The sequence below is a fragment of the Paenibacillus tyrphae genome, assembly GCF_000722545.1.
GTDB lineage: Bacteria > Bacillota > Bacilli > Paenibacillales > NBRC-103111 > Paenibacillus_G > Paenibacillus_G tyrfis.
The window spans coordinates 22168-45811 of record NZ_JNVM01000043.1 but is presented as its reverse complement, the minus strand read 5'-3'; the positions used below and the strand labels follow the sequence as shown (position 1 = coordinate 45811).

Genomic DNA, 23644 nt, shown 5'->3' with positions numbered 1-23644 from the left:
TCGGGGTTCCATTCCAATTTAGGCACGAAGGAGTCATAGCTGATGAGAGCAATCAGGCAGTGCTTGGCTATCGTATTACTGGTTACGCTTGTACTGAATTTACCTATAGCCGTATTAGCTGAGCAGGTCGCCAAGAAAGACGTGACGGTTCTTAGCAATGCATTCGTGAAAGTTACCGTGGACAATCATACGGGAAGGTTCGCCATCCGCACGGTGGAAGGGCAGCCGGTGCGCAAGAATGACAAGAATGTCGACCTGATATTCCGGGGAGACGATCCGGAGACCTCTTTTACGACATTCCGGATCGACGGAACGGATTATATTTTCGGCAATCCGTACAAATTCGCCCCTTCCTTTTTCTCGGAAATTACGCCGCCCGTCATTGTCGACAATCCGGACGGCACCCGGCAGATTGAAACCGTATGGACCATCAAAGGGGTTGCCGTCAAGCAGATTTTAATGCTGTACACGGACGTCAAGGACAAGCGCAATTCGGGCAATATCAATGTTCGTTACGAGGTAACGAATTATTCGGGCGCCGACGTTCAGGTAGGCTCCCGCATTTTGCTGGATACCAATGTCGGAGGCAATGACGGTCCCGCTTTTCAGGTAGGCACCGCCTATAAGGTTCCTTTGCAAGTGGAACGGAAGCTGGTCGCCCCCTCCAAATTGGACCCGGGCATCGGGGAAGACGAGAAGGCCTTGTACACATTGCCGGCTTATTGGGTGATGAAGGACAAATACGATCCGAGCAATCCGCTCGCGACGAATGTCATGGCGTACGGCTTCAACAACTTTTCGGAAAAAGACGTCAACATTGTGGACGAGATGATCGTCGGCCACTGGAACCGGATGGCCAACACCAAATGGGATTATCAAGTGAATCCGAATCTCAATTTCACCACGGACACCAACGATTACGGAACCGCGGACTCAGCCGTTGCGCTCTATTGGCTGCCGAAGCCAATCGCCAAGGGCGCGTCCAAAAGCTTCGAGACGGTGTACGGACTCGGGGAAATTATAGAGCCCGACAAAGTATTTTCCGTTCGTTATATCGACCCGGTCAACCAATTGGCAACCTTAGGCGACGCGAGCGGTTACGAAAACGAGGGCGTGTTCGATATTGTGGCCGAAGTTGAGAATTTGCCCGCTTTCCAGATGGAGCATTCCGAAATTGAAGTGGAAATGCAATTGAACAGCGGTCTCCAGTTTGTCGACCTTGACGAGCGGGGGCAAATCAAGCGGGAGAACGGGAAAATCGTCACAAAGCAATCGAACAGGCTGATGCTGCCTTTCCGAAAGGAGAGAAGCCCGGAAGAAGCAAGACTGGACATCCAGCCGAAATTTAAACCCGGCGAAACGATAACGGCTTCGTTTAAAGTGCTGGCCCAAGGCAAGGCCTGGCCGACGACGCGGGAATATATGGTGACGGCGCGCAGTCCCGAAACCGAAGCGAAGCTGGAATCAATGAAGGACGAGTCCGTTAAGGCGCAGTATATGGCCAGCAAAGCGAATTTCGTATTCCTGCCGGCGATCGGGCAGGCGTCGCAAACGTATGCCTATGCGATGTCTCCCAAAGAGGTTTATGCGACGGACGTCAAGTACATCACGCTGAATTTATCCAATATTGAAGCATATAACGTCGGCAATGCGACAAGCGAGCCGAATTTTGATCTGTTCTTTAAAGAAGTGTCTACAGGGAACCGATACCGGGTGCCCGTTAAGGATTCGGTCATCCTGCAGCCGACCGGCAGCGGACAAGTCGGGGACATGCGGATTACATACCGGACCGGCGATTTGGTCGACGCCAACGGACAAGTGGCCAAGGATGCGAACGGCAAGGAGATGAGCAACCTCGGTCCCAAGCTGCCGCTTGGCGAATATCAGGTGCAAATTCATTACAAAGGCGACAAGGGGACCGATCCCGAAGCTGCGGGACTGTTCGACATCACCACCGGCCAGCGGTTTGCCGTCAGCACGAATGAAGCGGCGCGAATTAAAAAAGCCAACTTGCTGGCTGTTGTGAAAAAGAGCGTCGACTTGACCAAAGGGTTCAACGAGCAGCTGAAGCAGGAATTGGAGACCGCCTATCCGGGATACGTCACGAAAGGCGACTTCAAGACGCATCAGGAGATTTTTGCAAAAGTAAAACAACTGCTGCAGCAGGCGAGCAAAGCAGCCGATCCTGAATTTGATATTGGCTCGGTTCTGCCGGAGGCGAAAGTGCCTGCTTACCGACTGGTAGCTTTCGAGAGCGAGGAAGAGCTGAAGCGGTTCAAGGAGGCAGGCCCGAAAAATCAGGAAGAAGTGCTGGTTGAAATCCAAGGGATGATCAACCGGATCGGGGAAGGCCAAGAGGTCAAATATGTGGTCGATACGAAGGCGGAACCGGCCATTATTAACAAAAGCGTCGCTTACCGCGGGAAGGACTTAGCCTTTGCCACGGGGCAGCTTGACGTGCTCGGCCTTGTCGGCAAAATTCCGGGCTACAAGGACATTCCGTTCCTGAATACGTTAAATGTCAAGGGAGACGGCACCCTCAGCGTGGCCAGCAGCGGCTTTGTGTTCCACAAGGGCGAATGGTCGCTGGATTTTTTCAACGGCTTCGATAAGTCCCTGACGGCGCAACAGCCCAAGGCGAAAGCCGAGGACAAAGGAAAAGACCAAGGCAAGGATAAAGACAAAGGAAAAGACAGCGGCAAAGATAAAGGCAAAAAGGCCAAGGGCGGCGAGGACGACTCGCTGAACGGCTCCTTGAAATGGGCAGTCGGGGAAGCGGGAGACCGGCTGAATCCGCTGCGTCAAATTACGATTGCCGACGTGTATTTCAACAAGCGAAGCCTGTTTGTGGCGCCGAGCTTTTCGGTCAGCGGCTTCGGACTGAAATTTAACGATTTCGTCTTGCGGCAGGACGCCGTATCCTTCGGCGGCTCCTTGTCGATGAAAATCGCCGATTCCGAAATCAAGAATGTCATGTTCAATGATAAGGGCTTTGTGGGAATTGACGCCGATCTGAACTTTGAATTGACCAAAAGCATCGGGCTGATCGACGGCTCCAATTCCGGCGGGGGCGGAGACGAGAAGCTGGCCTCCGGCGAAATCAACCTTGTGCATTACGAGCAAATGAGAGAAGGCGTGAAAAACCGGTACGACCTGAAATTTGACGCGAATCTAAAAAATATTACCAAAGTTAATGTCGTAATCGAGTTCAAACAGGTGCCGGACAAGCGGATATTGCCGAATGTGATCGCGTTTAACGCGGATCTGGGCGACCCCGGCGTACTCATCGCTGGCGCGACTTATTTGACCGGCGTGCGCGGGGCGATCCGGGAACTGGCGGATACGATCGCCGGCGGTTCCAGCGACGTTCCGTTAACGATCGAAGCGGGAGCCGACATTACGTTTGGCGTAAAGCCGGCAACGTTTTACGGAAGCATCGACATGACGCTGAAAAGATCGGGGATCAGGCTGGCCGGCAAAATGGATTACCGGGCGACCCCGACGTCGGAGCGGCTGGCGATGCTCAAGCAAGCGACCGTGTCCGCTTACTGGATGACGCCGTGGTTTGTCAGCGCCTCGGCCGAGGTCGACGTTCTGGGTTGGGATATCATTATCGGAAAAGCGACCATTTTTGTCGGGCAAAATTTGCTTAAAAACCGGATCGACTTCGAAGGCTTCGTCAATGCGAAGGTTCAGGTCCCTTCCAAGGTGCCGGTCGTCGGCGGAACGAGCTTGGGCGGCGTTTCGCTCGGCGCGAACAATGACAAGCTGTGGGGCAGTATCGGGATTTTGTTTATTAACCTTGGCATCACCTATTATTTCAACGGAGGCATCGAGTTCGGCACTTCCGGGGAAGGCTTGCCGGAAGGGCTACTTTACTTACAGGTGCAGGACCCCGAGAACGGGCCAAGGCTGGTCGTCATTGGCCAGGGCGTGCAAACGCTGGCGACTTCTTGGGAATCGACGGAAAATCCGGTTCACGAGATCGAATACCGCAGCGTGGCGGAAGGCGTGTCGATGCTGGATAACGGCACGATGAAGCTCGGTTTGGGCGGCATTCAGGTGTCGGACGAAGGCAAGCTTCATGAAATTCCGATGAAAAGCGTCACGGGCGACGCGCTGCTGGAGCTGGAGTATTTTGGCAAGAATGTTCCGCAGCTCGTGCTGAAGGACAGCAACGGGAAAGACTACAAGCTCGTTTATGACGAGACGAAAACGAATCCGCAAGCGAATGCGTTCACGCAAACGATCGCGGATCAAAACGGGGAAACGAAGAAAGTCTACATTGCGATCCCAAAAGAACGAGCAGTCGGCGGCTCCTGGAAGCTGTATGCGGATCAAAAAGTGGAATCGAAGCTGCTTAACATTCCTCAAACGGCGAAGCTGGATGAAATCAAGCTCGACCCGAGCGGGACGGATGTCAACAAGTTCACGGCCTCCTGGAAGGTCAGCAATGCCAAGCCGGAAGATACGGTCAGCCTGTATCTGACCAAAGATCCGGTCGTGAGCGACAAGGCTTCGGCAGGAGCGGAGATTACGGCTCCCGGCGACGCGGGGCTGCTGATTGCCAAGGATTTGAAGGCGGGCAATCTTGGAGGCACGGCTGGAGGCGTGACGACAGGCCGTACGGAGATGGATGTAACCAATGTATCGCTTTTAGGAGACAAAGAGGATATTCGCGGCATGCTCTCCCAGGGAGATTACTATTTGCGCGCGGAGTTGAAGTCGGCAAGCAATTTCCAGACCAAGACAACGCCGAACAAGTTTACGATCATCGATCCGCTTGCTCCCGCCGAGGTTAGCGATGTCGCGATCAAGCCGGCAGGCAACGGGTACTTCGAACTGTCCTTCAAGCCGGCGGCGAAGAAACCGGCCCAGGCAGCCTTCGAGCATAGCTACGCCATTGACGTATTGCAGCAAGCGAACGGCAAGCTTGACTTGTATCCTCATTTCGGATCGCTGCTGCTGAGCGAGGAGGAGCTCAAGCCTTACTGGAACGCTCAAAGCGGGAAATATGAGCGGATTCGGCTCGGCGGATGGACGGCGACCTCCACCTCCAGCCAGGTCGACCCCTCGAGCCTGGACGGCAAACCGGCCGACGGGGAAATAAAATATACCGGACTGGAAGTTGGGCAGGAGTATATCGTCGGTGTATCCGCAGCAACGAAGCCGTCCAAAGAGGCGGACAAGCACGAAAATTACCATTCTGCGAAGCGGGTGGATACGGCAAGCACGCTGCTGCCTGTACCGAGCAAGCCGAAGCTGTCCGCGCCAAGCATCAGCGCCAAGGCGCTGAACGGCGGGGCTCCCGCATTCATCGAAGTGACGACCAACAAGACGGAACAGAGCCTTACGCTTTCGTCGGACCAGTCGGATGTCGAGGTCGAAGCGCTGTATGACAACCGGTCGGCGGGCAAAGCCGGCCTGGCCGCTCAGCCGGGCGGCAGCACGGGCGTTCTGCAGCTCAAGGATTTTACAACCGACGGTACCTATGCCATCGAGCTTAAGGCAAGAAACAAAAATACGGGCGATTTCTCCATAACTATGCTGTATTTGACAGTCGATACAATGGCTCCCGTCCTTTACATCGACGCGCCGTTGACCGGCGAACGAACGAAGGACGGAAAAATCAAGGTATCGGGCAAAACAAGCAACGATGCGGCGCTCGAAGTCAACGGCCAGGCCGTTCCCGTGAAGGAAAACGGGGATTTTGAAGGCGAAGTGACCGTGACCGGCAGCGACCCGACGCTGAAAGCCGAATTCAAGGCGCAGGACCGCGCAGGCAATCAGAATTACGCTTCTGTGACGCTGACCAATGGGGACTATCAGGTGCCGGTTGGTTTGGTGCTGCGCAAAGTGACGAACCTGAAACCGAACGAAACCGCGCAGGTGGAAGCTTTCCTGCGGGTAGCCGACGGAAAGGACCAGGCGGGCAAGCCGCAGTTCAAGGAAGTGAAAATCGCGGATGCCGATCGAAGCAAGCTGAAGTTTTCCGCTCATCTCGGAGAGGCGGCTGCCGTCTCCAGCGAGGGCCAAATAAGCGGTCTGAAGGACGGGGCCGCGATTGTAAAAGCCGAATACAAAATTTCGGACGATCTGTCGCTTCAGGCGATGACGGCTGTGACGGTAGAAGGGGCGCTTACCGCTTATACGTCGACCGTGGCCAACGACAGCAGCCGCACCCGCGTCAATGTCGTCTCGGCAGGCGATTTAACGAAAGCTTCGCTGGTCTACCGCGTGTACAAGAAAAGCGACGGCGCTGCGGCCGCACCGAAGTATCAGGATGATGTGAGCGGCTGGGCTGTGCTTCCGGCAAGCGGGCTGGTGCCGGTGTCTGCGGACGACCAAATCGCCGTCGCCAAGCGTGCGGACGGAGGGAAGAAGGCGCTGGCGGTCAGCAAGCTGATGCCAGCGGTTCTGTGGAGTCCGACCAACGGAGGCGGCGGTTACTACGGCGGAGGAGGCGGCGCGCCTGGAGGCGGGTCGGCGGCCGGAGCTTCGGACGTCACGGTCAATAATCAGAAGGTGGCCGCCGAGAAGAAAGGCGATCGTCTCACGGTCACGATTTCGGACCTGTACGGAACAGTTAAGGATCAGAAATGGTGGATCCGATCGCAGGATAAGACGGTCAATGGCTTTGAGTTCAGCATCCATTCGAAGGTACTGGAGCAATTGACGAGCGGCAAGCAATCGGTGGCCATTGCCGTACCGTTTGCGGAGCTTGCCTTCCCGGCAGGCGCGGTTACGGGGCTGACGGATCACTTGAAGGTTTTGCTGGCGAAGAACGGCGACAGCGACAAGAAGGCCTTTGAACAAATCGCGGAGGAGCTTCAAGCGAAGCTGCTGGGAGGCGGACAAGGCGTTCGCTTCGACATTCAGGCTCCGCAGGTTTACAAGGACCGGCAGGTTTTGGCCAAAGTCGCCTTGCCGGATGAGATTGCGGCACGCGACATTACCGCGGTTGTGCTTAAAGACGACAACGGCAACTGGACAACCGTGCCATGGTCGCTCGACGTCGTTGACAACGCCGCTTATGTCAAGCTTTTACTCACTGGCAGCGGAAGCGTAGCGTTTATCAGCAGCCAAAAGAAATTCGCCGACGTGGATGACAGCAGTTGGGCGAAGTCAACGATTGATGAAGCGGCGGGCCGTCTGTTCATGCTGGGCCGGGCGGATGACCGGTTCGATCCGGACAGCCGGATCACCAGAGCGGAATATCCTACCGTGCTGCTTCGGGTGCTGGGACTGATGAATCAAAACGCCGATGCGCAATTTAACGATGTGGCGAAGGAAGACTGGTTTAACCGCAGTGTAGCGATAGCAGCACGCAACGGCATCGTCGACGGATTCGAGGACGGCACTTATAAGCCGAATGGGCAACTGCTGCGGGTCGAAGCGATGGCGATGGTCGGCCGCAGCCTGAAGCTGCTCGGATTGAACGGCGCGATGACGGAAAGCGAAGTGAATACGACGCTGAGCGCGTTTAAGGACGAGGCGTCTATTCCGGCCTGGGCCCGCGAGGTTGTGGCTCTCTGCATCAAGCACGGCGTCATTACGGGGCAGGATCAATCCATTCATCCGGCCGATCCGTTGACCCGGGCGCAGGCAGCGGCGATTGCGATCCGGCTTAGCCGTTTGATGCCGATCCCTAATCCTTAATGGGAAGATCGATCAATAAATCAGGATGGTGAAACATGCGGTTTACACGAAAATCAATAGGCTTGCTTCTGCTCGCGGCAATGGTTTTCTCCGTATCGGCAGCATGGATGGTTAGCGCGGCCAATGACACTTGGGAAAGCAGCGCGGCCACCGATTGGTACAACGCGGATTACAAAACTTATACCATCGATACGGCCGCAAAGCTGGCAGGCGTGGCCAAGCTGGTCAACAGCGGAGTGACGGATTTCGACAAGAAGGTGCTGGAGGTCAGCGTAAACCTGAACCTGGCGGCTCACCGCTGGGTGCCGATCGGAACTGAAAGCCACCCGTTTAAAGGAACGCTGGTCGGAAAGGCTGGACAGATCGTCGATCTGTCCGGCTTGACCATAGACGTCCAGTCGAAGCATGCCGGTTTTGTCGGCTATATGAGCGGTGCTACGGTCGGCGGCTTTCATTTGACCGGCGATATTCGGGTTGCGGCTAATAACAAGGTGGCCGTCGGTTCCGTAGCGGGCTTCATGGATCAAAACAGCACGGTGTTTAATGTAACGAATGACGCCTCGGTCCGCGTGAGTTCGACGCAGGATGCGTACGTCGGCGGTATTGTCGGCGAGGGAACGGGCATCATTTCGAACGCGGTCAATAACGGCAGCGTGACGCTGAACGGCTCGACCAAAGGGGTTGCGGGAGGGATTGCCGCAGCCCTAAACGGAGCCGCCGGCTTGACGCTGAAGAAAATCGAAAATACGGGCAGCGTTACTGTTACCAATAGTGTGTATGAAGCCAACGCAGGCGGCATTATCGGGTTGGTAGACGGGCCGCTCTTCATGGCGGAGGAAAATACGAATATTCGTAACAGCGGCAATCTGTCTGCAGCGAATAACAAGCGTGTGTACAGCGGCGGTATTTTGGGGAGAGCTATGTCAGGCGCGCAAGTCAGCTTATCCAAGCTGACCTCCAACGCCGGAAATATCCAGGTGTCCTCTCCGGGAGCCTCCGGTTCTTATGTCGGGGGGCTTGCCGGCGCCTTCGAGCAAAATCTGGCAGCCGACTTTGATTTCAAGCAAACTGGCGCGATTTCGAACAACGCGGGCGCCTCCACGTACACCGGCGGTGTGACCGGACTTGTGTACGGCGATTTTACATGGGGGCAAAGCTTTACGAATACCGTCCCCATCAACGTTAGCGGTGCGGAAGGCATTTACACCGGAGGGATCGTCGGGAAAGCGGGCGGAACGGCGACGTTTGTCAATGCCGCCAAAAATGCTGCGCCCCTTCAAGTGTCGGGCTCGGGCGATCGGGTGCACACCGGTGGACTTGTTGGGTTTGCCGGAAATCGTCTGGTCTTGAACAGCAAGGCCAAAGACGCTTATTCGAACAGCGGCAGCATCAGCGTCACAGGGAAGTCCGAGGTGTACACGGGCGGTATCGTTTCGAACAAGGCCCACGCCAAAGCCGACGATAATGTGCAGAGCAAGGGAGACATCAGCGTCAACGGGCTGCAAAAGCTCTATACCGGAGGATTTGCGGGCATCGTCTCCTCCGGCGGCGACGTTAATTACGTTAACGAAGCCTTTGCAGGCAAAATTACGGTCACGGCCGCCGCTTACGGTGACCGCAGCGAGGTGTACACGGGGGGAATCGTCGGGTACTACGCCGGTAACGGCACGATTAACAGCCCGGCCTATGCCGGCGATATGGCGGTCTCGGGCGGAAAGGGAACATATACCGGCGGCGTGGCAGGCTATGTAGACGGAGGTGCAATCGTCCAGGCGGCGGTTGGGCGCACTGCCGAGAGCTTCGCCAAAATCGCCTCTGACGGCAACGTCGGCGGAGTCGCAGGCTATTTGAACGGCAAAGTAACGGTCTCGACTGTCAAGCACACGCTGTTGCAATCGAGCGGGGGCGGCGGATTTGCAGGCGGAATCGCCGGTCAGGCGAAGGGGGAAATTTCCCAGGCCTTAATTGGCGCGGCTGATTTTAAAACAGGTGAAAGCTTCATCCTGGCCGTTTCCGCTCCCAATACCGCTGCGGGCGGTGTTGTTGGAGCAGACGACGGGGCTCTGTTCATCGGCTCCAGCACGGTGAACAAAATTGCGGTCAAAGCCGAAGCAAGAGCCGACCACGCCAAGCTCGGCGGTTTGGCCGGGGCTCTCTCGGCCAACGCGGGCGCGGGCTCGCAGGCGGCACCGCTTCGCGTGCAAGAAGTGTCGTTCCTGTCCGCCGGGGCGGACAACATGATCGGCGGGGCGGTAGGCGAGAACAGCGCCGCTCTGGTCGGCGGCTTTTTGCAGCCGGCAACGAATATCGCCATCACGTCGGAAGGCGACCGTTCCGTCCTCGGGGGAATCGCCGGAGGCAATAAAGGCGTCTTGACGAATCTTTCGACCGACTCGCTCTCGGTCCTTTCCAAAGGAACGGACAATAAAATCGGCGGAACGGCCGGGCTCACCCAAGGGGAAATCGTGAATCCGCGCGTATTTGCCTCCGGGGAAGGGCAGCTTCAGATCACGGTGCACGGGAAAGATTCCGCTGCCGGCGGCATTGCAGGAGCTGTGAACAACAGCGCGATCCGCGGCAACGGCAAGGACGGCAACGTGACAGGCCTGCGGATGGAGACCGCTGCCGAAGCAAGCGGCGTTCGCCTCGGCGGGATTGCAGGGGACGGCAGCAAGGCTGCGATTCAAGGGGCTGTTGCTGAAAACCTGCTTCTGACGGCAAGCGGACCTGAGTCGTTGTTGGGCGGACTTGTCGGCCTGATGAAGGACGGAGCCATTACCGAGTCCTACGTCAAAGGAGTTCTGCCGGAGTACGCGGTTCTGAGCGTGGCAGGCAGCGACTCTCATGCAGGCGGACTGGCCGGGCAAGCGGAACGTGCAGTCGTGAAAGGCAACGCGGCCGATTACAATCTGCAAAACGTGACGATGGTCGTTGAACCTGCGGCTGACCGCGTGCGGACAGGCGGCTTGGTCGGTACCAATATCGAAACTCAAATCGAGAAGGTGTTCGGTCAAAATGTAAATCTGACAGCGAAAGGCAAGCAGGCCGTAGTTGGCGGATTGACCGGATATAACCGGGGATCGGAAAAAGCGATTTTGAACCAAAACTTTATCGATTCGCTCGCGATCTCCGTGCCTGTATCCGCTCCGGCTTCCACCGTGGGCGGCATGATCGGCATCAACGATGCGAGAGGCGGCCAAGCGGACTCGACCCCTATCGAAAAGGCTGTAAGTACGGTGCAGAACAGCCGTATCGTGGGCAAAGTGAACGTGCGAGCCCAGGCATCTACCACAGGCGGGATGATCGGCGAGAACCGGTCCGTGCTTACCAACAACAGTATCGCAGAGAAAGTACCCGTCGTTTCCGACGGCTATCAAGGCGTTGTAGGCGGATTGATCGGCAAAAATACCGGTACGATTTACTACGTATATTCGAATGCGGTGCTGACCGTTGGCGGTTTAGGGACGGTTGCGGGCGGTCTCGTAGGCGAAAATACGGGCAAAATTATCGCCTCCTATATCGAATCGGACCTGACTGGCAATGTGGTCGGCACCGACGGCAGCTACGCGCTGCTGGGCGGTTTGGTCGGCAAGAACAGCGGCGCTATCGATAAGAGCTTCACTTCCGCCAAAGTGACCGCCAATGGCTTGAAAACGTATGTCGGGGGCCTCGTAGGCGGTCACGCGGGAACGGTCGCCAACTCGTATGCGGCCAAAGAAGTCACCGCCAACGGCAAAGATTCCTTTGCCGGCGGGTTGATTGGCCAAATCACGACCGGCAAGGTGAAAGGAAGCTATTCCGCAGGACAGGTCACAGGAAATAACGGCGCTTACGCCGGCGGATTTGCAGGGTTTTACGCCAATACAAGCAAAGATTTAATCGACAATACGTACTACTTGAAGGATGAGGGCAAGGCGATTAACAGCGGATTGCTCGATTTCGGCGGGGGCACGTACTATGAGCTGAATATGTACTCCCGGTTAAGTCCGATTTTGTCCGAGTCGCTGGCGAACCGCGCAACGTTCCCCGGGCTGTCGGGATGGACGTTTAGCGACACGGCCTGGAGATACGGCTCCGAGAATGCGGCATACAAGTATCCGGAGCTGAATCTAAGCGCCAACACGGGCGGAACCCCTAGCGGGGAAGACGGCGGCAGCGGCAACGATGTGAACATGAACATCAACTGGTACACCAAGAAGCCGTCAGCATTGCGCTTTACGATTCAAACCGAAGCCGATCTTGCCGGTCTCGCGGGCATTGTCAACGGGACCGTCACCGGAATGGAACGGTTTGACTTCAAGGGCAGGGAGATTGAAATCACCGCCCCGATCCGCATTCAGTCCAAGCAATGGGTGCCGATCGGATATCAGGAGCAAACTCCGTTCGAAGGTGCTTTTATCGGAAACGATCATTTGATCAGCGGTTTGCAGGTATCCGCAGGCCAGTACGCCGGATTGTTCGGGGTGATCGGCAGCAGTGCGACGGTTCATCATGTCGCGCTTGAGCCTGTTGCTGTCGCCGGTACCCAGCACGTCGGTTCCTTGGTAGGACTCAATAAAGGAAGCGTCTCCCAAATCCGTGTCATTTTGTCCAATCAGGCGAAGGTATCCAAGGGCACCTTGGTTGGCGGTATTATTGGCAAAAATGCAGGGGAAACGAGCGAATTATCTCTCACGGTGCAAGGGGGAGGCAAAATTTCCGCCGAAGCGGCGGGGGCCATCGTCGGCGGCCTCATAGGCGACAGCGGCGCGGACCTTCACGACAGCAGCGTGACCCTGGTCCAAGGCGGAATCGAAGCGGCCGGAGACCAATCGATTGTCGGCGGCCTGATCGGCAGGCAGGCGGGGAATACCGCGACGCTTACGGCGCTTATCCAAGCCGATGGAAGCGTTCAGGCGACAGGCGCAGCCAGCGTTGCAGGCGGCATGGTCGGGGCCTACGTATCCGGCACGGGGGACGGCCTGAGCATCTCCTTTGCCGACGGCGTCCTGAAAGCGACCGCCGCCCAGTCTGTAGCGGGCGGAGCGATTGGCCGCTCGGACAGCGGTCAAATCGTCAAAAATGTTCATCTGAGCGCGAAAAACGAGGCCGGAAAAGCCAATATTCAAGGTCACGGCATCGTCGGCGGGATTATCGGCGAGAAAACGGGGAAAGGCACGAACGTTTTCGATGTCGATGCAGTTGAAGTGAAGGGTGCTGTGACGACTGTCAGCGAAACCGGCACCGTCGGCGGCATTGTGGGCAAATTGACTCATGCAGCCGTCCGCAACGCCACTTTCGAAGGCATACTGCCGATCACCGCAAAAGATGCAACGATCGGCGGTATTGCCGGCTACAGCTATGATTCGGTTATTTATCAAGTCAAAGCGGCGCCGGCGATTACCCTGACGGCGGCAGGAAACGGTTCGGTTGGCGGCATTGCCGGGATTGTGGAATCGTCCAAGCCGGATTTCGCGCAGGATTTCGGCTACTCCATCCCGTTTTATCCTGGGGTGTATGAAGCCAGCGTGTCCGATCAATGGATCGAAATTGCCGGCAGCGGCAATCTGGCCGATGTGTACGCAGGCACCGTCGCCGGGCAGCTCAAATCGGCTTCGATCTACAACTCGGCTTCCCAAGCCGATTTGCGGGTAACCGGGGTCAAAATGGCCACGCTTGGCGGGGTTGCGGGATTCAGCAGCGGATTCATTATCAACACCAGCGTTGAGAGTCAGATTCAGGCCGATTCCAGCAGCGATTACCATGTCGGCGGCATTGCCGGGCAAGCAGCCGGAGGGAAAATCGTTTATGCGCGAGTGAAGTCGCCGAATCAGGAACGAATCAAAATCGGCAACAGCGTGACCCTGTCCAGAATCCCTTCGTCTACCCATGTTGGTGGGGCCGTAGGACTGGCGGATGCTGTGGAAATCTATCAATCCTCTGCCAGCATTCCGATCGAAGTTGCTTCGACCAACCCGTACAATACGATCTATGCCGGAGGCTTTGCCGGATTACTCGGCGACAGCGCGGCGGGAGTGATCAAGCAGGCTTACGCCGCAGGGAGCGTCAACGTCACTGGTCAGGCGGGCGCTTATGCCGGAGGCTTTGCCGGGACGGTGAATCGATACGCCATTCAGGAAGCGAGCGCCAGCGGCGATGTATCGAATACGGCGTTTGATGCGAGAGGCGGAGGCTTTGCCGGAGCAATCAACAACGGGAGTACCATTGAAGATGCTAATGCGGCACAGGAATCGGTGACCATCGTGGGCGCGCATGGCGCTACCCGTTCTTATGCCGGGGGCTTTGCGGGCTATAATGACGGAAGCTTGAGCCGGGTATACGAACGGGTTCCGAATGTTTCGGCGCAAGCCGGCGGTTCGAACTCGTACATGGGCGCATTGATCGGCTACAACTTCCGGAACGCCAAGGTGGCGGACGCTTACTACACGGGAACCTTAGCGCCAATCAAGCATGACACAAGCGGACAGCCGGCGCCTGTGCAGAAAGCCGATTTCAGCAATTACGGCAAGCTGCCAAACTGGAATTTCTCTACTAACGGCTCGGTCTGGGGCTATGTCGACGGCGTCAATCATAACGCGCCTGTGCTTGTTCGCGTCATGAACTGGAGCTTCGCGCCAGATTTGTCCTTCCTGAGCCGACAGGCGAAGGAAGACGCGCAATATATAGTCATTACCGCCGAACAACTGGCGGGGGTCGCCCTGCTGTATAATGATCCGGCGATTTATTCATGGTTTGACCGGGAGGCGAAGAAAGCCCCGTCGATCCAAAAAATCATACTGGGAGCCGACATTGCCTTAGCGGGTAAACTGTGGACGCCGATTGCTGATTTTAAAGGCGTATTTGATGGTGCCAACCATGTCATCTCAGGTCTCAATTACATGGCGGAGCAATATGACAAGTATGGATTTATCTCGAACAATTACGGAACCTTGACCAACGTAACGTTTGCGGATGCCCGCGTAACCGGGGGCGCCTATACGGGAGTGGCAGCAGGAATCAACCATCCGGGCGCTACGATCACCCATGTCAAGGCAAGCGGCGGTAAGGTGCGCGGCTATGCCGATTATACGGGCGGCTTGGTGGGCAGCAATGCCGGAGTGCTGTCGCACGTCGGCATCGCTTCGATGGAAGTTACAGGAACGAACTACGTTGGCGGTGTTGTCGGCGCAAGCGCGGAGGCGTTAAAAGACATCGCATCCACCGGCAAATCGAAAATCGTAGCTGCTGGCAATTATGCCGGCGGGATTGCAGGACAGGTCGTCAAAGACATCTCCCGGGTATCCGTGGAGGAGACTGACGTATCGGGTAAACAATATACGGCCGGGATCGCCGGGCAAGCTGCCGCTATCGCTGAAGTGACAGCGGGCGTCGTGAACATTGTCGCAACGGAAATGTCAGGCGGCTTGGCGGGTGAAGCCGCCAACCTGAGCAACGCCACCGTCGGAAACGTCACCCTGAATGGGCAAAGCGCCATCGGTGGTCTAGTCGGACTGGCCAAAGGTGAGCTCAAAGGATTATCGATTACCGGAAGTGTTAACGTCACCGGAGCAGGCGATCAGATTGGCGGTTTGGCGGGCGTTGCTTCAGGCAGCGTTGAAGCGAAAAAACTCGCGGATGTGACGGTGGCGTCAACAGCGGGGGACTTCATCGGAGGTATCGCAGGTAAAGCGTCGGGCGAATCGATCACTGTACAGGAAGCCGGTTCGATCCTTGTCAAAGGCACGAACTATGTCGGTGGAATTGCCGGAGAAAGCCGGGCCCGCAATGTAACGGCACAGCTCGCTAAAGTGTCCGTCACCGGCCGCAATGACGTCGGCGGCGCTGCAGGCAATAGCAGCTCCGTGATGGATGGCATTTCCATCCGAGAGCTCGAATTGTCCGGCCAGGATTATGTCGGCGGCATTAGCGGCCGCAATGAAGGCGTAATTCAAAACGCCGCAGTAAAAGGCGCAATCCACGCCACCGGGACCGCGATCGGCGGTCTCGCAGGAATCAACGCGGGTCGGATCGTCACGTCCTTCTCGAAAGTATCCATCCAGGCCTTGGCCGAAGGGAACAAAGCAGTGGCAGGCGGGTTAGCGGGCAACAACGCTTCGGGGGCATCGATCGAGCAGAGTTTCTCTTACGGTGACGTTTCCGTGGCGTCCGGGGAGGCGAATGCAGGCGGTCTTGCCGGCGAAAACAACGGTTCCATCGTTCACAGCTACCATGCGGGCACCGTTACCGCGAGCGGGAAAGACATGGCCAGAGCGGGAGGGATCACTGGCTATGCACTGGAAGGCTCGATCCGCGATACCGTCAATACCGGCCAGATTTCCGCCAGCCTGAATGGGGTTCTCGTGCCGGGTAAATCGCTCTTTGGCGGCGTTGCCGGCCAGCTTGGCAAGGGTGCGATCCTGCAAACCAATTATTTCGATACCCAAATGCTTCAGCAGAATACGGCGTACGCCAACGATGAGGGGTATCGGATAAAACCGGACGGCACCAAAGCGATCGGCGTGAAAACGTCTGAGCTGGTCAAAGGAGCACTTCTTCCGGGAATGGAGACGTCGATGTGGAAAACGATCCGGGGCTACTATCCTCAACTGGCCCATTTTGCTGGAAGCACGGAGAGCGATCTGTCTACGGCGGCGGTCGTGCTGAGCGACAGCGATACGGCGTATCACGTGACAGACGGCTACACGCCGACTCCGGACCTTTCCCTACGATGGACGACGGGGAATGCGGGTTCCGAAACGATTTTGACGGTTTCGAAAAATGGAGAATCCCGCAGCATTGCCTTGAACAAGAAACCGGTCCTGTACGCGGAGACTGCTGCAAAGCCTGCAGGAACAGCAGGTCAAGAATTTAAAGAGAAGATCGAGGTCACACTCGGTACAACAGAGCCGGGAGGCACGATCTACTACACGTTGAATGGCAAGGACCCGTCCGAAAACGCGCTCGTGTATACACAGCCGATTTTGCTGGACGAAACAACCACCATTAAAGCAATTACCGTAGCGGAGGGCAAAAACAACAGCGACCCGTTTACCGCGGTATACAAGAAATTCGTGCCTGCCCCTGGCGGCAATACCGGAGGATATATCGGCGGCGGCGGTGGCGGTGGCGGTATCCCGTCGACCGGCGGTAAACCCGTTGAAGTTCTGGTCAATGGCAAGTTCGAAGTGGCTGGGACGGAAACAATCGTATCCAACGGTACGGCGGTAACAACGACCATTGCCATGAACGAGCAATTGATGGACAAGCTGCTGGAGCAGCAGGGCGACAAAGCGGAAATCACCATCGTCTTCAAAACCGCCGCCGATACGTCCATTGGAGAGCTTAGCGGAGAGCTTATCAAGAAGCTGGAGAGCAAAAAGGCCGTACTCAAGCTGAAGACGGACAAAACGCTTTTCATCGTTCCGGCCGAACAGCTTCAGAAGGGGATAACCGCACAGCTTGGCAACCAAGTGCCGCTCAAGGATATCAAGGTGCGGATTGAAGTGGGGGCTCCTGCGCCAGAGCAGGTCAAGCAGCTTGAAAATGCGGCGCAGCAGGGCGGATTCAAGGTTCTGACGCCTCCGTCGAACTTTAAAGCAACCTACACGTATGGCCAGACGACCGCAGAAATCGGGAAATTCGACACCTACGTGGAAAGAGCGTTGGTCGTATCGGACGAGGCAACAGCGCGTCAAGTCACGACCGGGGTTATGGTGGAGCCGGATGGAACGGTCGTTCATGTGCCGACCAAAATCAAAAACGTGGACAGCAAAATTTATGCGGTGATCAGCAGTCCGATCAGCCGGGGGACGGTTTCGCTGGTCCATCATAGCGTGACATTCAAAGATGTTGAAAATCATTGGGGCAAGGAGCTCGTCAACGAAATGGGCTCCCGCATGGTGGTCGGCGGCGTGGGCAACGGCTTGTTCGAACCTGACCGGGCTATTACCCGAGCAGAATTTGCCGCCATTGTAGTCAAAGCTTTAGGCTTGAAGGCCGACGCGGCTGGTGCGTCGTTCTCGGACGTGAAGGATGGGGACTGGTATTCCCCGTATATCCAGGCAGCTTACGCGAATGGCATCATCTCAGGCTATGAGAACGGCCAGTTCGGGTCCATGGATAACATTACCCGCGAGCAGGCCATGACCATCGTCGCAAGAGCCATGAAGATTACGGGGCTGGAGGCCGATCTGGCCGTAAACGAGACGAGCCAGACTCTGGCTGGTTTTTCGGATGCCGGGCTTATATCGGATTATGCCAAGGCAGGTATCGCCGCAAGCGTGAAAGCAGGGCTTGTATCCGGAAGAAGCAGCAGTCAGATCGCACCTGGCGACAACATGAGCCGGGCGGAAGTAGCGGCGATTGTTCAAAAATTGCTACAGCGCTCCGGTCTGATCTAGCTTGCTCCTGTACCGACGAGCCTTTACAGGCAAAAGCAGACAAAGTAAAAAAGCTTTCCAATCCCCGGGTTGGGAAGCTTTTTTGTCTTGCAGCGGCAGCAATTTTGTGAGTTTTTTGAGAGGCCGAAATAATAGAATGACCATAGGACGTATCCATGGGAAGGGAACTAGAGTCAAAAACGTCGGCAAGCGGATTTGCCTGAGAGGCTTTATTAGGAGGGAAGAGGTTGTTTTATACGATTATTGTCGAAGACGAAAAGCCGATTCTGGATTTAATGAAATACATCATCGGCCAAAATCCGAATTATACCATTTTGGGTGCATTTACGAACCCGCTGGAAGCACTGGCCCGTCTGCCGGAGCTTAAGCCGGATGTCGTCTTTCTCGACGTGGAAATGCCGAGGATGAACGGACTCGAACTGGCGCGGAAAATAAACGAGCTGTCCGAAGAGACCAAAATTATTTTTAGTACGGCCTATAAGCAGTATGCTCTGGACGCGTTTCAAGTATATGCCTTCGATTATATTCTGAAGCCTGTGACACCGGCGGCGATCGAACGGATTGTGGGTCGTCTGGTCAAGCAGCAGCGGTTTGTTTTCCCTGCCGAGCCGCAGGAACACGCGGCCGTGATCCGCTGCTTCGGGGGCTTCGAGGTCCGCAATCGGGAAGGGATGCCAGTCCGTTTTCCAACGCGCAAAACAGAGGAACTGTTCGCTTTGTTTCTCTGCCATCCGGGACGGGAACTCAGCAAGTGGCATCTGGCCGATTTATTGTGGCCGGAAATGAAGGAGGACCGGGCGTCGCATAATTTGCACAATACGATTTACCGTTTGAAGAAGCTGCTGAAAGGGCATGAGATCGGAATGGACATCCGGAAAATAAACGACGGATACAGGCTGGAAACCGCCGGCTTGACGTACGATGTGCTGGCGTATGAACGGTATGGGCCTGTGCTTCTTGGAGTGATGCAGGATGCAGAGCAAGCGGAACGGTTATGCGCCTTGTATAAAGGCCCGCTGCTGGACAAAAAGGATTATATGTGGAAGGCCTCGCTCGAAGAAGGGTACGCCAGACAGTATACGGCGCTTCTGCGCAGCTTGGTCGAGCGCGATCTTACCGGAGAAGAATGGTCGAGAGCGGAACGAAGACTTAACAGTTATTTAGCGCTGTATCCGCTGCAGGAAGAGGTGAATCTGCTCTTGATGGACATGTATGCTGGCTGCGGGAAAATAGAGAAGCTGATGGCGCATTATGCGCGGTTCGAAGGCGCCTACCGCCAGGAGTTCGGGGCGGAGCCGTCGGAGGAGATCAGGAACCGTGCCGAAGCCCGTTGGGAAGCGTATAAAAAGCAATTCATCCAAGCATAGCAATCATTCGTCTACTGTACAGAAAGGCCGTCGGAGTCGCTCCGGCGGCCTGTTCTCGATTCTTTTTTCTTTAGTTGTGAAAACCGTTTGATAGCATATGGAAAAAAGGGCAGGGAGGACTCGTCTTCTTCAAAAAAATTACGGAAACCTTTTCTTGAACCACGATTGCATTGGATAATTCGTCGCTTCTTGATCGGTATCCATTTTCATAACGACATGGTATCTTTTGTGTGATCTTGTGAGGATTTTGAGAGAATCGCCTGTTAAAATAAATAGATTCATTGAATGGTGGTGATGCGCAATAGCCTGAACGGCATTTTTTAATTAAGCAGAAAAAAGCAAACAAGAGGGGAACTTCAAATGCGAAACCGTATTCAATCCTTGCTTTCATTCGCGGTTGCTGCAACGATGCTGGTAGGCATTTCCGGTATCATCCCTGTCCAACAGGTCTATGCTGACCCGGGCGACAAAATTTTAAGCCAGACTGGGCGTAACTTTAGCGCATGGCTCACGCCTCATCCGATTGGCGATTCCATCGAGGTAAACCAATATACGGAATGGCCTGCCGGATTGGCAGCAGACCGCAGTTTTTGGGGTGGGGCGTTCGATGGCGAGAACATCTGGATGGCTCCTTTAGAAGGGAATCAGATTGTAAAATTCAATAAGCGTACCGGAGTGATGAAAGGCTTCGATTTATCTGCAATTGGAGGGGGCTTCAACCCAACGCGCTACAATTTTAATGGCGCTATTTTCGATGGTCAATCCATATGGTTTCTTCCTGCAAGTTCTAACCCGTTGGTCCGGATTGACAAAGACACCGAGAAATTCACCACCTACAATAACTGGCCTGCCGGAATATCCGGGTCTAACATCAGTTTTAGCGGGGGCGTATTTGACGGAAAACACCTCTGGCTCACTTCCATTTATGACAACTCCATCGTCAAAGTGGATACAAGCAATGGAACGATGACGCAGCAAAAGGATTGGCCATCGGGGGCTACGCCCAGTTCGTCTGCTTTTTCCGGGGCTATTTTTGACGGGCAAAGCATTTGGCTGATCCCGGGCACAGCTGCAAGCGTAATTAAAATTGACAAGGATACCGGGGAAATTACGGAGCACAAAGATTGGCCGACGCCGAACGCCGCCAAGCCCGGTCGATTTGACGGCGGCACATTTGACGGGCAAAACATTTGGCTTGCTCCCATCACAGGAGAAACCTTAGTCAAGATTGACAAAGCATCGGGGAAAATGACCGGTTACAACATTTGGTCATCGGCAAGGGGGGCTATGTTCGACGGTCAGGACATTTGGCTGATCAGTAAAAATTTTTTGAAAATCGATAAGGATACGGGGAAAATTAGAAGTCTCACCCTGCCACCAGCGGCCAGCAACCCCTCTCTTCAATTATTTGACGGTGTACGCCTTTGGGTTCTCCCTAGTGGTAAAAAAGATCAGCTTACGTCCATCGGCCCCAAAGTTAAAATCGTCCCGGATCAGCCTTTGACGACGTTGAACTTGAATGGGAGAAAGCTTAGCCTGACGATCCCTGCCGATTACGCTTTTTCTTCGACCTTGAACAAGGATGGTTTCAAGCTGAACAAAGCCCCTGCCGGGCTTGCCGTCGACAGCGTCATCCAAACGGGTCCGACGAGCGCCGAACTGCTTCTTTCCTATACCGGGACCGGGAAGCTGAATGCCATCGAAGATTTTAGCGTAACGATTGCGGGAGACCAGGTAGGCCAAAGCAAGCCGATTACAACAGATGATCTGGCCATTATTTCTCCTAGGGTGCCGTCCGTTATAACGAACACCTATACCGAATCTTTGAAAGCAACGTCGGTGATCATCGGCGGAAAAGTATGGATGGACGGTGGAAATCCGGTAGCCGCCCGAGGTATCGAATACCAAAAGTCAACGGACAGCACGTACACCAAGGTTGAAGCCAATTCGACAGGATTGGGCGACTTCGCCGTCAAGCTGAGCAATCTGACGCCAAATTCGGTATATGTAGTTCGCGCTTATGCCACAAACGGAGTGGGCACCGAATATGGGTATAGCCAAACACTTCGAACACCGGCAGGTCCGGCTCTGACCGCCGCCGCCGGCGACGCTCAGGCTTCGTTGAAATGGAAAAGCGTGACCGGAACCGTCTACCAGCAGGTTTATCAGAGCACTGTTCCCGGCACTTATGGAGAAGAACTGGCCTCGGTAAGCTCTTCGGTTTACAGTTATAACGCGGTATCTTTGACGAATGGAAAAACCTATTACTTTGTCGTCAAGATCACGGATGCGGACGGTGACGTGGTTACAACCAACGAGGTAAGCGTAACGCCGAAAGCGCCGTCCGGCGGTTCATCGGGATCTGACCATTCTTCGAACTCTAGCGGTTCTAGCTCCGGCGTTTATTGGAGTTCCGTCGGTGCATCCGATTCGGGTGCCACGGTTTTGGTGAACGGTAAATCCGAACGTGCGGGAACGATTACGACAAGTAAGGACGGGGAACGAACGATTCTGCGAATCACGCTGGACTCCGGAAAATTGGAAGAGATGCTGAAAGCCGCCGGAAATCATGCCAAAATCACCATCCCCGCAACGGCATCGGCCGATACGGTCATCGGCGAGTTGAACGGTCAATTGGTCAAAACCTTGGCTGCCAAGCAGGCCGTCATTGAATTGAAAACCGAACATGCTTCGTACACATTATCGACTGAGCAAATCAACATTGATGCCCTTTTGGCACAAATCGGCGGAAACGCCGCACCGAAGGATATCAACGTACAGATCGAGATTTCCAAACCTGCGGCGGAAACAACCAAGCGTGTCGAGGATTCTGCGAAGAAAGGCGGATTCACGCTATTGGCGCCGCCTGTCGAGTTCAAGGTACGAGGCACGTTCGGAAAACAAACAGTAGAAATCGGCAAGTTCAATGCTTATGTGGAACGGACGATCACGATTCCCGATGGTGCGAATGCCGGAAAAATCGCGACTGGTATTCGTGTGGATGCTGATGGAACCGTGCAGCACGTCCCTACCAAGCTCGTGAACATGGATGGAAAATACATTGCCAAAATCAACAGTCTAGCCAACAATACGTATGCGGTCATCTGGAATCCGGCAGCCTTTAAGGATGCTGAGAACCACTGGGCTAAAAAATACATTGACGACGCTGGATCGCGCTTGATCGTGAACGGCGTAAGCCTCGGAACGTTCGAACCGGACAGGCCCATTACGCGCGCCGAATTTGCTGCAACCCTAAGTCAAGGGTTGGGACTTCAAGCATCCGGCAGCAGCAGCCCATTCCTTGATGTGAAGAAAAGCGACTGGTTTGCCGGCGTTGTGGCGGCAGCCTACGAGAATGGGATTTTGAGCGGGTACGAAGACGGCAGCTTCCAGCCGAACAAAGCCATCACCAGAGAAGAAGCTATGTTCATGATGGCCAAAGCGATGAAAATAACCGGTATGGATATATCGATGTCCGCCACTGACGCAGAAAAAGAGCTGGTCCCATTTCGCGATGCCAATCAGTTTGGCGACTGGTCGAAAATACAGGCGGCACTTTCGGTCAAGCACGGAATCATTGATGGATACGATGGTCTCGCCGCACCGAAAGAAAACATTACACGCGCGCAAACGGCAACCATTCTTATACGGTTGCTGCAAAAAGCTGGTTTAATTTAAGCCTGTCACTAAAAAACTGGAGACCGCGCCGGGCGCGGGTTTTGGGGCTGTGATCGTTTGCCGGAAGGCAGACTGTCACAGCCCCTTGTACGCTTGGTGGCGCGATCGGCTACATCGCGAATTGACCTGCTATAACACGCAGCGAGGCGCTAAGTCACCACGGAAGACCTGACAATCTCCTTAATAATCTCTGATTATGGACAAAGGAAAGCAGCGCGATCAGACGCGAATCGTGTCACGACCTCTAGGATGTATAACGACAGGATACTGATTACTTTAGTGACAGAAAAATGAGTACTTTGATCATTCTGAAATGATCCATGACCTTTCAAAGTTAATAACGTCTTCTTAACTAGATGAAAATGTGCATCCAAAAGAACCAATCCCTTTGCATTAAGATGACCGGAAGATTGGTTCTTTTATTTGAGCATTTTGCATAATGCAATTGTTGAGAAAAAAGACAGCATACACCCGTTTTCAATTCAAGACTCTCTATTAAATCATCGCTTCCAACGGAAGTAATGTCATTCCTTCCTTAAATACAAGATTAAATCATCATAG

Annotated in this window: 4 protein-coding genes; all 4 read left to right on the top strand. The window is 54.9% G+C overall.

Annotated elements, in window-relative coordinates; all coding sequences use genetic code 11:
• Positions 1–42 precede the first annotated feature (42 nt).
• Entirely contained in the window at positions 43–7659 is a 7617-nt protein-coding gene (locus tag ET33_RS32605; protein ID WP_036692254.1) for an S-layer homology domain-containing protein, read from the top strand.
• 35 nt (positions 7660–7694) lie between these two features.
• A complete protein-coding gene (locus ET33_RS32600) occupies positions 7695–18038 on the top strand; it encodes an S-layer homology domain-containing protein (protein ID WP_036692249.1) in 10344 nt (3447 codons plus the stop codon).
• A 227-nt stretch (positions 18039–18265) separates the two neighbouring features.
• The gene (locus ET33_RS32595) at positions 18266–19405 is read left to right on the top strand and encodes a response regulator (RefSeq protein WP_051775927.1); all 1140 of its coding nucleotides are present in this window, start codon (positions 18266–18268) and stop codon (positions 19403–19405) included.
• A gap of 360 nt (positions 19406–19765) precedes the next feature.
• The gene (locus ET33_RS36835; RefSeq protein ID WP_051775925.1) at positions 19766–23083 is read left to right on the top strand and encodes an S-layer homology domain-containing protein; all 3318 of its coding nucleotides are present in this window, start codon (positions 19766–19768) and stop codon (positions 23081–23083) included.
• The last annotated feature ends 561 nt before the right edge of the window (positions 23084–23644 follow it).